This is a genomic window from Streptomyces olivochromogenes, from assembly GCF_021538895.1.
Classification (GTDB): Bacteria; Actinomycetota; Actinomycetes; order Streptomycetales; family Streptomycetaceae; genus Streptomyces; species Streptomyces olivochromogenes_A.
This window is the reverse complement of record NZ_JADDRL010000062.1, coordinates 14,948-28,339: the sequence shown is the minus strand read 5'-3', so window position 1 is coordinate 28,339 and position 13,392 is coordinate 14,948. Positions and strand designations below refer to the sequence as shown.

General features: G+C 71.0%; 10 protein-coding genes and 1 pseudogene. 6 read left to right on the top strand and 5 right to left on the bottom strand.

What is annotated here, in order from left to right:
* Window positions 1-156 precede the first annotated feature (156 nt).
* From IPZ69_RS27940 to IPZ69_RS27930, 3 genes are read left to right on the top strand one after another with little or no spacing between them, the layout of a single operon-like run.
* The gene (locus tag IPZ69_RS27940) at window positions 157-1,098 is read left to right on the top strand and encodes a hypothetical protein (RefSeq protein WP_235457333.1); all 942 of its coding nucleotides are present in this window, start codon (window positions 157-159) and stop codon (window positions 1,096-1,098) included.
* Window positions 1,028-2,053, top strand: a complete 1,026-nt coding sequence (locus IPZ69_RS27935) for an endonuclease/exonuclease/phosphatase family protein (protein ID WP_235457332.1) — start codon at window positions 1,028-1,030, stop codon at window positions 2,051-2,053. Before IPZ69_RS27940 ends, IPZ69_RS27935 begins: the two co-directional genes overlap by 71 nt.
* A gap of 37 nt (window positions 2,054-2,090) precedes the next feature.
* The gene (locus IPZ69_RS27930; protein ID WP_235457331.1) at window positions 2,091-4,028 is read left to right on the top strand and encodes an FUSC family protein; all 1,938 of its coding nucleotides are present in this window, start codon (window positions 2,091-2,093) and stop codon (window positions 4,026-4,028) included.
* A 12-nt stretch (window positions 4,029-4,040) separates the two neighbouring features.
* Here the strand turns inward: IPZ69_RS27930 and IPZ69_RS27925 are convergent, their stop codons facing one another.
* Window positions 4,041-6,119 (bottom strand): PhoX family protein, encoded by a 2,079-nt coding sequence (locus IPZ69_RS27925; RefSeq protein ID WP_235457330.1) that lies wholly within the window; start codon window positions 6,117-6,119, stop codon window positions 4,041-4,043.
* Window positions 6,120-6,339: 220 nt separating this feature from the next.
* On the opposite strand from IPZ69_RS27925, the gene IPZ69_RS27920 reads away from it, so the two are divergent.
* Entirely contained in the window at window positions 6,340-8,076 is a 1,737-nt protein-coding gene (locus IPZ69_RS27920) for a VWA domain-containing protein (RefSeq protein WP_235457329.1), read from the top strand.
* A 146-nt stretch (window positions 8,077-8,222) separates the two neighbouring features.
* Window positions 8,223-9,932: a methionine--tRNA ligase gene (gene metG / locus IPZ69_RS27915; RefSeq protein WP_235457328.1), complete on the top strand. Its 1,710-nt coding sequence runs from the start codon at window positions 8,223-8,225 to the stop codon at window positions 9,930-9,932.
* 344 nt (window positions 9,933-10,276) lie between these two features.
* Here metG and IPZ69_RS27910 read toward each other — a convergent pair whose 3' ends face one another.
* The 4 genes and pseudogenes from IPZ69_RS27910 to IPZ69_RS47895 all read right to left on the bottom strand — a co-directional run.
* Complete coding sequence (locus IPZ69_RS27910) at window positions 10,277-11,245, bottom strand: alpha/beta fold hydrolase (RefSeq protein ID WP_235457327.1); 969 nt, start codon at window positions 11,243-11,245, stop codon at window positions 10,277-10,279.
* Window positions 11,242-11,595 carry a hypothetical protein gene (locus IPZ69_RS27905; protein ID WP_235457325.1) on the bottom strand — a complete coding sequence of 118 codons (354 nt, stop codon included), beginning with the start codon at window positions 11,593-11,595 and terminating at the stop codon, window positions 11,242-11,244. The genes IPZ69_RS27910 and IPZ69_RS27905 overlap by 4 nt, the downstream gene beginning before the upstream one ends.
* A gap of 8 nt (window positions 11,596-11,603) precedes the next feature.
* Window positions 11,604-11,798: a hypothetical protein gene (locus IPZ69_RS27900; RefSeq protein ID WP_235457324.1), complete on the bottom strand. Its 195-nt coding sequence runs from the start codon at window positions 11,796-11,798 to the stop codon at window positions 11,604-11,606.
* A 113-nt stretch (window positions 11,799-11,911) separates the two neighbouring features.
* A pseudogene (locus IPZ69_RS47895) lies at window positions 11,912-12,277 on the bottom strand (MFS transporter); the annotation flags it as partial.
* Window positions 12,278-12,557: 280 nt separating this feature from the next.
* Here IPZ69_RS47895 and IPZ69_RS27895 point away from each other — a divergent pair.
* Complete coding sequence (locus IPZ69_RS27895; RefSeq protein WP_235457323.1) at window positions 12,558-13,169, top strand: TetR/AcrR family transcriptional regulator; 612 nt, start codon at window positions 12,558-12,560, stop codon at window positions 13,167-13,169.
* Window positions 13,170-13,392: the final 223 nt, after the last annotated feature.

The window sequence follows — 13,392 nt, the reverse complement described above, 5'->3', positions numbered from 1 at the left end:
CCAGGAAACACCCGTTCGGGTGAACGCTCCACCGGAGAGCGGAAGCTCCAGTTCCGCAGGGGGAGAGCCCCGGGTACCACCCGTTCGGCTTGACATTTGCACCCGGACGGAGTCGTACCGCTCGCCCCTCGCACCCCCAGAGCCTTGCCTGGAAGAGTGCCCCCACGCCTCAGGAGCGCCCTGTCGGCGGCGCTGCTCGCCCTCTCCTGCCTCCTCGTGCCGTTCGGCGCACTGGCGGCCTGGGCGGCGTACGGGCTCGCCGACACCGGCCGCTACGTCACGACGATGGCGCCGCTGGCCGGCGACCCCGACGTGCGGGACGCCGTCGCGGACGCCCTCGGGGCCGGCATCATGCGCGAGGTCGACCACAAGGTCCACGACGTCCGCCCGATACGGGGCAGTGTCGTCCCCTTCGTGCGCGACGCGGTGCGGTCCTTCACCCAGACCCGGGCCTTCCGGCTGGCCTGGGACGAGGGCAACCGGGCGGCCCACGACGCACTGATGCGCGCCCTGCGCGACGAACGCGACGGCGCCGAGAGCGCCGTGACCGTCGACCTCGCTCCCGTCACCGCCCAGGTCAAACGCCAACTCACGCGGGACCACGTGCCGCTCGCCGCCCGCATCCCGGTCGAGCACACCGCGGTCGCCCTGCTCCCGGCGGGCGAACTGGCCCCCCTCCGGAAGGGTTTCCACGTGCTCGAAGTCGCCGGCTTCTGGCTCCCCGTCGCGGCCGTCGTCTTCGCCGTCACCGGGATCGCCCTCGCCGTCCGCCGCCGCCGCGCCGTCACCGCGACCGCCCTCGGCACCGCCCTGGGCGGCGCCCTGCTCGCCGCCGCCCTGGCGGTCGGCCGCAGCCTCACCCTCGCCGACCTCCCCGCCGACGTCCCGCACCCGGCCGCCGGCGCCGTCTACGACGCCCTCACGGCCGATCTGCGCACGGTCTCCTGGCTGCTGGTGGGGGTCGGCCTGGTGGTGGCGCTGAGCGCGTGGCTGACCCGGTACATCCCGGTTCTGTACGCTCGTGCACGTGACCTACCAGCCCGTCCGGGGTACGGGGACGAGGCCGTCCGGGCCGAGCGGGGAACCGGGGGACGGTAGCCGCCGGGGGGCCGGACGCCCACTCGCCGCCTGGTGCGCCGCACTGCTGCTCGCCGGCGTGAGCGTGGTCGTCGGCTGCCGGACCGCCGGCACCGACGGGATCACCCCCGTACCGCAGCTGCTCGCCTTCCTGCCGTGGCTGCTGGTCCCCACCGGCGCGGCCCTGCTGTTCTCGCTGCTCGCACGCTGGTGGACCGGGCTGGTGTGGGGGGTTGTGGCCCTCGCCCTGCTGGCCTGGTTCATCGAGCCGTACGGCGACAGCACCGAGCCCGACGGCACGCCCCTCGCCGAACTGCGCGTACTGACCTCGAACGTCGAGTTCGGGCACGGGACCGGCTCCCTGGTCCCCGAGATCCGCCGGTGGAAGCCGGACGTGGTGTTCGTCGAGGAGTGCGAGTACACCTGCCAGGCCACGCTGCAGCGGGACTTCGGCGACACCTACCCGCACCGGCGCGAGGTCGTCGCGGGCGGCTCGGCGGGCTCGATGCTGCTCAGCCGCTACCCCCTGCGCGGCACCGACGGCGTCCCCGGCACCATGGGCATGCCCGGTGCCGTGGCCGACGTACGCGGCCACAACGTGCGCCTGCAGCTCGCCCACCCCATGCCCCCGCTGCCCGGACAGGTCGGCCTCTGGCGCCGGGAGCTGGGCAGGCTGCGCGACTTCGGCGCCGCCGACCGGCGGACCCCGACCGTCCTGGCCGGCGACTTCAACGCCTCCCAGGACCACGCGGCCTTCCGCCGCATCCTCGACACCGGACTGCACGACGCCGCCCGCCTCGCCGGGCACGACCGCACCCCCAGCTGGCCCGCCCGCACCGCCGGGGTCATCGGCGCCCAGATCGACCACGTCCTGGTCTCCCGGGACTTCTCCGCGGGCGACGCCCGGTTCCTGCGCCTGGCCTCGACCGACCATCGCGCGCTGCTCGTCGACCTCACGCTCCACCAGCGGAGATGACCCGAAGCAAGGCGACCGCCCCGGTCATAATGGGCGCATGTCCCGCGAGTTCCCCATCGGCCTGACCCCTCCCGACTGGCTGGTGCGGAACCTGCGACCCCAACGGGCCCCGCTCAACTGGCCCGCCATGGCCCGCGCCTCGATCTCCATGGCACTGCCCCTGGCCGTCGGACTCGCGGCGGGACGGCCCGCCTACGGCGCCCTCGCCTCCATGGGCGCGCTGTCCGGCGTCATCAGCGACACCGCCGACGCCTACCGCATGCGGCTCCTCAACATCGCGGTCCCCCAGCTCTTCGGCGCCGTCGGCATCACCCTCGGCGCCCTCTTCTACGGCCACGGCTGGGTCACCGTCGCCGTCGTCACCGCCGTCGCGCTGGTCTCCGGGATGATCTCGACGATCGGCGCGGTGGCCTCCGTATCGGGCCTGGTGCTGCTGCTCGACGCGGTGATCGGCGCGGGACTTCCGCTCCCCGGCCCCTGGTGGCTGGCCCCGGCGCTGACCTGCGGCGGCGCCCTGCTCGTCCTGCTGCTCGCGCTGCTCGCCTGGCCGCTGCGGTCCGGGGTGCCGGAGCGGGCCTCGGTCGCGACCGCCTACCGCACGGTGGCCGACCTGCTCGCCGCCTGCGGGGACCCGGGCCGGTACGACGAGGTCCGCTACGACGTCACCCAGTCCCTGAACCAGTCCTACGACCTCATCCTGGCCCACCGCGCCCGGCACCACGGCCGCAGCCCCGAACTGACCCGGCTGCTCGCCCAGTTGAACGCGATCACCCCGGTCGTGGAGGCGGCACCGGCGGTCCACCTCGCCGGACAGCCACTGGCACCCGAGGTTCCCGAGGCCGTACGGAACCTCGCCCGCGCCGTCGGCACCGGCTACACCGGCCCCATAGGGCTCGCCCTGCCGGCCCCCACCACCGAGACCGGCCGGGCCGTCGACCACGCCCTGCGGCACGCCGCCGACGTGGTGGCCGTCCCCGACGTCGACCCGCGCGGCATCGACGACCGCCTGGGCAGCCCGGCCTCCCTGAGCATCCGCACCGCCCGGGCCGCCCGCAACGTCACGCTCTCCGCCAACTCCTGGCGCTACGGCCTGCGGCTGGCCCTGTGCATCGGCCTCGCCCAGGTGCTGGTCTCGATCATCCCGGTCCCGCGCTCCTACTGGGTCGCCCTGACCATCACCTTCGTCCTCAAGCCCGACTTCGGCTCGGTCTTCTCCCGGGCGCTGCTGCGCTCGCTGGGCACGGTCGCCGGGCTCGTGGTCGCGGCGGCGGTGCTCGCGGAGGTACCGCGGGGCTGGTGGGACGTACCGACGATGATGATCCTCGCGCCCCTGATCCCGGCGTTCACCCCGCGCGGCTACGGCTACCAGACGGCGGCGATCACCCCGGTGATCCTGCTGCTGTCGGACATCCTGAACCACCAGGGCACCGGGCTCCTGCTGCCGCGCCTGGTCGACTCGCTCATGGGCTGCGCGATCGCGCTGATCGCGGGCTATCTGCTGTGGCCGGAGAGCTGGCACACCCGCGTCGGCGACCGCCTCGCGGACGCGGTGGCGGACACCGCGCGCTACGTCGAGTGCGCCTTCGGGAGCGCCGCGGATCCCGCCGCCCGCGCCCGGATGCGCCGCCGTCTGTACCGCGACCTCTCCGTCGTCCGTACGGAGTTCCAGCGCGCGCTGACCGAGCCGCCGCCCACCGGCCAGCGGGCCGCGGCCTGGTGGCCGCTGGTCGTCGCCGTGGAACGCATCGTCGACGCGACGACGGCGGCCCGCGTCCGTGTGAAACACGGAGCCGAGCCGCCGTCCTCGGCGGAGATCACCCAAGTCTCCCGGCAGCTGCGGGAGTTGTCCGAGGGGGTGCGTCAGGCGGAGACGCTCGTCGCCGTCCGCACGGACCTGACCGGTCCGGCGGACAGCGTCCTGGAACCGCTGCGCCAGGAGGTGGCGGCGGCCAGGGCGATCGCGTCACCGCGCTGACGCGCGGGGGCCTCAGGCCCCGATGTCCTCGCCGTCCGCGCGCCACACGGCGACGACGGCCGGGCGGACGATCTTCCCCGGGCCGTCCGGCCAGGTGCTCGCCGGCTTCTCCACCGAGGCGCCGTCGATCTCGCCCGGGTGCTGGACCGCGACGAGGACGCGGCGCTCCTGGACGATCGGGCCGCAGGTCTCGGCGCCGGTCGGCACGGTCAGGAACTGCTTGAGCTCACCGCGCCGGTCGCCGCGCGTGGCGACACCGAACAGGCCGTCGTGCGAGCCGAGCTGGTTGCCGTCCGTGGAGATCCACAGGTTGCCGTGCGGGTCGAAGGCCACGTTGTCCGGGCAGGAGATCGGGCTGACCCGGTCCTTGGGGAAGCCGGCGAAGTAGGTGGCGGGGTCGGTCGGGTCACCGGCGACCAGGAACAGGGACCACCCGAAGCTCTTCGCGTCGGCCCGGTTGCAGTGCTCGGTGAGCTCCAGGATGTGCCCGTGCTTGTTGCTGTTGCGCGGGTTGGCCTCGTCGGCGGCCGCGAACCCGGCCTTGCCGCGGTTGCTGTTGTTGGTGAGGACGACGTACACCTTGCCGGTGCGCGGCGAGGGCTGGATGTCCTCGGGCCGGTCCATCTTCGTGGCGCCCACCTTGTCGCCGGCCAGGCGCGTGAACACGAAGACCTCCTCCGCGCTCATCCCGTCCACGTGCGAGACGGCGCCGTCGGCGGTGGCGGTGGCCAGCGGGATCCAGGTGCCGCCGCCGTCGAACTCGCCGTCGGCGGGCAGCTTGCCGGTGCCGTCGATCTCGCCGGCCGGCGAGTCACCGGTCAGCTTGGCGACGTACAGCGTGCCCTCGTCGAGCAGCGAGAGGTTGTGCTCGCGCACGGAGCGGCTGCTGCCGTGGCGCATCCGCTTGCTGCCGACGAATTTGTAGAAGTAGTCGAACCGCTCGTCGTCGCCGGAGTACACGACCGGACGGCCGTCCTCGGTGAGCCGGACCGTGGCGGCCTCGTGCTTGAACCGGCCGAGAGCGGTGTGCTTGCGCGGCGTGGAGGTCGGGTCGTACGGGTCGAACTCGACGACGTACCCGAACCGGTGCACCTCGTTGGGCTCCTGCGCCAGGTCGAAGCGCTTGTCGAAACGCTCCCACTTGCGCTCGGTGGCCCCGGTGCCGATGCCGTACCGCTTGTCCGTGGCGCTGCTGCCGTAGGCGAAGTACTGGTTGAAGTTCTCCTCGCCGTGCAGCGTGGTGCCCCACGGGGTGGTGCCGCCGGAGCAGTTGTTGAGGGTGCCGAGGACCTTGGTGCCGGTCGGGTCGGCGGAGGTCTTCAGCAGCGCGGACCCGGCGGCGGGGCCGGTGACCCGGAACTCGGTGGTGGCGGTGACGCGCCGGTTGAGGTGGTGCCGCTTCACGGCGGTCAGCGCACCGGTCTTGCGGTCCTCCTCCACCACGACGGCACCCAGCCCGTGGGCGGCCCAGGCGACCTCGACCTGCTGACGGGTGGGGTTCGCGGGGTCGTAGCCCCGGAACATCAGCACCTCGTCGGTGTACTCGTGGTTGGCCACGAGCAGCTGGCGGTGGCGCTCGCCGGGCAGCGGGAGCAGCGCCAGGAAGTCGTTGTTGTAACCGAACTGACCGGCCTGGGCGGCGGCGGTCTGGTTCTCCGGGTCGAAGGCGGGCGCGCCGGGCAGGATGGGCTCGCCCCAGCGGACGACGACGTTCTGCCGGTAGCCCTCGGGGACGACGACGGCGTCGGTGGTGTTCGGCGCGACGGGTTCGAACCGCAGCCCGCGGGCACCACGACCACCGAACGTCGAAGAGGTCGAGGCGAGGCCCTCGGCAGCCGCGGCGGCGGCCGGTCGGGCACCGGCGACGCTCACGCCGCCGGCCGCGGCGGCCACGGTGACCACGGCGGCGGTGCGCAGGGCGGCCCGGCGGCTGAGGGCGCCGGCGATGACGTCGCCGACGTACTCGTTGGAGCTGGTGTTGGGAACCTCGTGGAAGCAGGCGTCACCACACCGGAAACGACAGGTCATGGCGGAGCGGCCGCCCGGATGCGAGTTGGACGGAGTTCCGATGAGCGGCAGCAGCTTGCGCACTTTACTCTCCCCTTGCGTGCACTTGGTGTGACCGTGACGGTAGGGGGACGTATGTGCGGGCGCACAGCCGCCGAATGAACGGTGAGTGAACCCCCGAGAGCGGAGCGGCACGTACCGCGGTACGGGACCCTCCCCAAGATCGCTACCTGGGGCCGCTAACCTTACGTGTCCGTCCTGGCCAGGGATCTACGGGCATCAACTCACGCGAAGGGTTGCGCACATGGGCATTCTCACTCTCCTGCGGAACGCATTCGGCCGGTCACGCAAGCAGCGGACCGCCGAAGCAGAGGGTGCGGAGCAAGTTCCTTCGCAGGGAAACGACACCCCGACGACCCGGTCGACCCGGTCGACCCCGTCGGTCCCCGAGCCCCGCTCCGCCACGTCCAACGAGCACGAACTGGTCTCGGCGGCTTTCAACAACGTAACGGTCCCAAGGCCGACGGAGCCGGGGGACGCACTCACGGAGCCGGCGGCTGAGGCGGGGCCGGTGGCTGACGCCGAGGCCGAGCCTGTGGCCGAGGCGGAGACCGTCGCGGAGGCGGAGCCTGTCGCTGAGGCGGAGGCGGAGCCGGCGGCTGAGACGGAGCCTGTGGCTGAGGCCGAGGCAGAGCCGGTCACCGAGGCAGAGCCGGTGGCCGAGACGGAGCCCGTGGCTGAGGCGGAAGCCGAGGCCGATGCGGAGCCGGTCGCGGTGGCCGAGACGGAGCCGGCGGCTGAGCCGGAGACCGTCGCGGAGGCCGACCCGGAGCCGGTCGCCGAGGCGGAGCCGGTGGCCGAGCCGGAGGCTGAGGCCAAGCCGGAGCCCGTCGTCGTGGTGGCCGAGCCCGAACCGGTGGCAGAGGCCGAACCCGTCGCCGAGCCGGAGGCGGAGACCGTCGCGGAGGCCGAGCCGGAGCCCGTCGTCGCCGAGGCCGAGCCGACGCCGGTGGCGGAGGTCGTGCCGGAGCCCGTTGCCGAGCCGGAGCCCCAGCCTGTCGTGGTGGCCGAGGCTGAGCCCGAGGTCGAGGCCGAAGCGGTGGTTCAGGCGGAGCCTGAGCAGGCGGCTGAGGTCGAAGCAGTGGCGGAGCCGGCGGAGGTCACGCCGGAGGCCGTGGTGACCGCCGAGGCGGACGAGCCCGCGGCCGCCGATGGCGAGGACGCCCCACAGGGGCCACCCGCACTCGACGACGAGACCCGCACGGGTGGTGCGGGTGGGAACGCTTCGGGCGATGGCGAAGCCGAGCCGAAGGTCGCCGAAGCCGAGGCCGAGGCCGAGGCCGAGGCCGAAGCGGCATCAGTCGAAGGCGAAGCCGAGCCGACGGCCGCCGAAGCCGAGGGCACCGTCCTCGCGCCGACCCTCACCACCGCCCACAACGCCGCTCGAACCGCCCTTGAGAACCACACCCTCACCGGCGCCCGGGCCAACGTCTACCTGGTCCTCGACCGCTCCGCCTCCATGCGCCCGTACTACAAGGACGGCTCCGCCCAGGCCCTCGCCGAGCAGACCCTCGCCCTCGCCACCCACCTCGACCCCGAGGCCACGGTCCACGTCGTCTTCTTCTCCACCGAGGTCGACGGCACCACCGACCTCACCGTCACCGCCCACGAGAACAAGATCGACGAGGTCCACGCCGGCCTCGGCCGCATGGGCCGTACCAGCTACCACGCCGCCGTCGAAGCCGTACTCACCCACCACACGAAGGAGCACGACGCCAAGGCCCCGGCCTTCGTCGTCTTCCAGACGGACGGCGCCCCCGACGCCAAGACCCCGGCCACCCAGTCCCTCACGGACGCCGCGAAGAACCACCCCTCCGTCCACTTCTCGTTCGTCGCCTTCGGCGAGCACGACAACAAGGCCTTCGACTACCTCCGCAAACTGAAGACCGAGAACACGTCGTTCTTCCACGCGGGCCCGACCCCGCGCGAGCTCACGGACATCGAGCTCTACGACGGCATCCTGGCGAACTGGCGCCCGTAACCCGGCGTAGCCCTCCGTAATCCTCCGCAGGCACACCGATGCCGCCCGCTTCTCACCCCGTAAAACGGGAGGCGGGCGGCATACACATGTCGGCTACGATTTCAAGGTTCGTACACACAGCGACCGCGACCTGGGAGCAGCCCCCGATGGCTCGACACCTCATCACCAGCGCCCTTCCGTACATCAACGGGATCAAGCACCTGGGCAACATGGTGGGGTCCATGCTCCCGGCGGACGTGTACTCCCGGTACCTCCGCCAGCGCGGCCACGACGTCCTCTACATCTGCGCGACGGACGAGCACGGCACCCCCGCCGAGCTGGCCGCGAACGAGGCGGGCCTGTCGGTCGCCGAGTTCTGCGCCCAGGCGCACGATGCCCAGAAGGCGGTCTACGACGGCTTCGCGCTGGCCTTCGACTACTTCGGCCGCAGCTCCAGCGCCGAGAACCGCGACATCACGCAGCACTTCGCCCGCAAGCTGAACGAGAACGGCTTCATCGAAGAGCGCGCGATCCGCCAGGTCTACTCGCCCGCCGACGGCCGCTTCCTCCCGGACCGCTACGTCGAGGGCACCTGCCCCCACTGCGGCTACGACAAGGCCCGCGGCGACCAGTGCGAGAACTGCACCCGGGTGCTCGACCCCACCGACCTGATCAACCCGCGCTCGGCGATCTCCGGCTCCACCGACCTGGAGGTCCGCGAGACCAAGCACCTCTTCCTGCTCCAGTCGAAGCTGCAGCACGAGGTCATGGAGTGGGTCGCCCGGCACGACAACGACTGGCCGCAGCTGGCGTCCTCCATCGCCCACAAGTGGCTGACCGAGGGCCTGCACGACCGCGCGATCACCCGTGACCTGGACTGGGGCGTCCCGGTCCCGGCCGACACCTGGCCGGAGCTGGCCGCCGAGGGCAAGGTCTTCTACGTCTGGTTCGACGCCCCGATCGAGTACCTCGGCGCGACGAAGGAGTGGTCCGACCAGGACCCGGAGAACCGCGACTGGAAGTCGTGGTGGTACGACGTCGACACCGACGTCCGCTACACGCAGTTCATGGCGAAGGACAACGTCCCGTTCCACACGGTGATGTTCCCGGCCACCGAGCTGGGCGTGCGCGAGCCGTGGAAGAAGGTCGACTTCGTCAAGGCCTTCAACTGGCTGACGTACTACGGCGGAAAGTTCTCCACGTCGCAGAAGCGGGGCGTCTTCACCGACCAGGCCCTGGAGATCCTCCCGGCCGACTACTGGCGCTACTTCCTCATCGCCAACGCCCCGGAGTCCGACGACTCGTCCTTCACGTGGGAGCACTTCACCGCCACGGTCAACAAGGACCTCGCCGACACCCTCGGCAACTTCGTCAACCGCGTCCTGTCCTTCTCCCGCAAGCGCTTCGGCGACGACGTCCCCGCGGGCGGCGAGCCGGGCGAGGCGGAGGCGAAGCTCGGCGAGGAGATCGCGCGTCTCCTCGCGGAGTACGAGGAGCACATGGAGGCCCTCCAGTTCCGCAAGGCCGCGGCCGCGCTGCGCGCCCTGTGGTCGGCCGGCAACTCCTACCTGGAGGAGAAGGCCCCCTGGCTGGAGATCAAGACCGACAAGGACGGCGCGGCCCTCACCCTGCGCACGGCGATGAACCTGATCCACCTGTACGCGGTGGTCTCGGAGCCCCTCATCCCGAGCTCGGCGGCCACGATGCGCGCGGCGTTCGACCTGAAGGACGACTCGGCCGTATGGGTCTCGGCGGACGAGGCGAAGTCCCTCTCCTCGGTCCCGGCCGGCACCCCCTTCACGGTCCCGCCGGTCCTGTTCGCCAAGCTCACGGACGAGGACCTGGAGACGTACAAGGAGCGCTTCGGCGGCGAGTAGGCGAGTACTACAGCCTCAGATCTTGAGGTTGTGATCGGTTCTGCTCGGGTTGTCCCAGGGGCGGAGGGGGGCTGGGAGGGGGTCGCCGCGCCGGTTGTAGTGGCTGACGGTGGCCCGGGTCTGGTGCAGGGCTGACGAACAGCTCACCGGAAGATCATCGAGGTGCGCGCCGTATCGAAGGGCGCCCAAGGGGTTCCGCGCAGTCCACGACGAAGCCCCTGCGTGCCCAGGAGTTCGGCGAGCGTCACGGTCAGACCGAACGCCGCCCGGTCGAACGCAGAGGGACGGCAAGACGGCGCGGGTTGAAGCTGCTCTTCCGGGGTGGCTGTGTATGTGGAGCCCTTCTACCGCGACATTGCCGGGGAATTGTTCGGGTTATCCCGGTATGGGGCCAGAAACGTGGTGAGGGCGGCCAGCATCGCTTCCGGTGCCTCTTCCGGCGGGTAGTGGCCGCACTCGGGAATGATGAGGCTTTGCACGTCGTCGGCCGCGAGCCTCATGGTGTTGCCGACCATTTCGCCCGAGTTGTCCGCTCCTGCAATCGTCAGGACGGGGAGGGTGAGCGGTCGTGACTTGCGCCGCTGGTTCTGCGCGATGGTCGTGTCGAGCGCGCGGTAGAACTCGAAGCTGGCACGCAGGGCGTCCGGGTCAGCCGCGAGGATGTCGACGTAGTGCTTGACGGCGTAGTCGGGCAGCTTCTTCGTGGCTTTGGTCGCGAACTGGTGCCCGAAGTAGAGGTGTTCACGCCCCTTGACCAGTCGTTCATTGATCTCGCTGAGCCGGTTGAAGCCGAAGTGCCAGAGTCGGTCGTTGGAATCCGCACTTCCGAACAGAGGTGGTGACGGGGACATGCCTGGGATCGCGGCTTCGGCGACGGCCAGACGATCGAGCCGGTCGGGGTGATCCGCGGCCAGGGCATAGCCGGTCCACATTCCGACATCGTGGCCGACCATGGCGAATCGTTGGTGTCCCAGCGCGGTCATCAGCGCGGCGAGGTCGTCGGCGAGGGTGCCGGTGTCGTACCCGTCGCAGGGCTTGTCGGACAGTCCGACGCCACGTGGGTCGACCGCGACGACCTGGAAGTCTTTGGCCAGCGCGGGCATGAGAAGGCGCCAGGCGTACCAGGTCTGGGGCCAGCCGGCCAGCAGCAGCAGGGCGGGTCCTTCACCGCCGATGACCGCGTGCAGGCGCAGTTCGCCGGTGTCGATGTAACGGCTCGTGAACGTATCGCTGAATCGGGCCGCGAGCTTCGGTGCCTGCGACACGGAGCCAGGGCCGTCGGGTGGGGGCAGGTCGATCGTGGACCGGCTCATGATTGTTCCTTTCGTGGATGCAGTAAGTGCGGTGCTGCGGGTCGCCTTCGGGCCGTGGCGAGCGTCGTGACGGCCACGGCGACAGACAGCAGCGAGGTCGCGATGTCCTGGCCGAGGATCTGGTCAAGCAGCCCCAGGGCCAGGGTGGGCACGATCGTGCTGGCATATGCGGCGAGGAAATCGTCGACAGCAGATCCGCCCAGGCCGACGCCGGTGCCCGCCAGCAGGGGGTCGATCACGAATAGCGGCAGCGGCCGTACCCACAGCCCGGTTTGGAAGACCGCGATGCCCGCGACAAGGAGAGCCATCGAAAGCCGGCCATCGCGCAGCCAGCGCCCGGGGGCGGCCACTTGGGCGATCAGGGCGATGAGGAACAGCAGCGCAGCTCTGCGCCGATCGCGGCGAGGTTGTGGACGTGCAGTTGTTCGCGCAGAAATGAGGGCACCAGCGAGGAGAACAATCCGCTGACGGCGAAGGCGGCCAGGACGGCCGTGGCGGCGCCCAGAAATTCCGGCCGATCTGCCCGCCGGTCGGGCAGGGTCGGTCGGCGCATGGACAAGACGGGGCGACGCCGAACGGCAACGGTCTCCGGGACGACGGGAGGGCGGGAAACGCCAGTGCCCGGGTGCCCAGATACGCCCAGAACACCAGGCGCGTGGGGTCCGCGCCGTACTGGGCGAACAGACCCGCCGTGACGGTGCCCAGCCCCAGTCCGCGCATGCTCGCGGCAGTGGACACGATCGACGTTCGCCGTGCGCGAGGTTCTGCGGCCAGCTCATTGAGTGCTGCGGTAGCGGTTGCGGCGAACACACCGGTGGCCAATCCGCACAGGAACCGCGCCACCAGCAACGTTCCGACGTCGCATGCAATCAAAACCAAGGCGGTGCTCGCAGTCGCGGCGGCCAGGGCGCCGACCAGGAGCGGGCGACGCCCCGTATGGTCGGACAGGGACGCGAACATCATCAACGCCAGCACCGTTCCCAACGCGTAGACGGCGAACACCAGCGGCGTGGTGAACGGTCCGAAGCCCATTCGCGGCGCCCAGAGCGCGTACAGCGGAATCGGCAGCGTCCACCCAGACCAGGGCGTACACCGCAGCTACGAGCCACAATCCGGTCCGCGCCCGCGAGCCTCCCTTCGGGCGTGAGGGCCTTGGCCGAAACCTCGCGTGCCCTCTCACCGATCACGGCGGCACCTTCCAACTTCGGGTACGAGTGCCTTCACGTTAACCATCTTGGAACGATCGGTCAAGGAATCTTGGATCGATCGGTACAGCAGGTGTGTAGGATCATGAGGGGACGCAGGAGGGAACATGTCAGGCCGCAAGCAGTTCGACGTTGACACGGCTCTGGACCAGGCGATGCGCGTGTTCTGGGAACGCGGGTACACGGACGCCTCGCTGGACGTCCTGGGGTCTGCCACCGGTCTCGGTCGCGGCTCCCTCTACGGCACCTTCGGCGGCAAGGACGCGCTCTTTCGCCAGTGCCTCGACCGCTACGCCTCGACCTACGGCACTCGATACGAGCAGGCCCTCACCACCCATGCCGGCGACCCGGTACGCGCCATCGAGGCATTTTTCGACGTCGTCCTCGCGCGCATCGCCGATCCGTCTGTCCCTGCGGGGTGCCTCATCGCCCAATCCGCCGCGCAGGCGCCGATACTCAAGGGGGACAACAGCGCTCACGTGCGCACTCTGCTCGACACCCAGCGCCGGCGAGTGCGCACAGCCCTGACGGGTCCCTCGGCCGCCCCTGAGGAACTGGCGGACGAGCTGGCCACGTTCATCGTCGCAGTCAATCAGTCGCTGGCCGTCCTCAGCCGCGCCGGCGCCTCGGACACGGAGCTACGGGCCGTGGCGCGGCTCGCCTGTCAGACGGTGGCAAACACCCTTCGCGCGACACCGGAGCATGCCGCCTGTGACTGACGACGCCGGCCAGCCCGCAAAGTGCTCCGCCGCAGTGATCCGGCACCGCGATCGTCGGGCATGGAATGCGCCGTACGCCTGTCGACCGTTCCTCGGCGTTGCGCCGGTGTGACCGGGCGTACGTCAGCCTGGCGGAGGGGCGGCAGCGGGCCGTCGGGGATTTCGACGCAGGTCGTCAGCCGAGTCGGGTCGAAGGAGATCTACGGCCGAGGCGCCGGCCGTT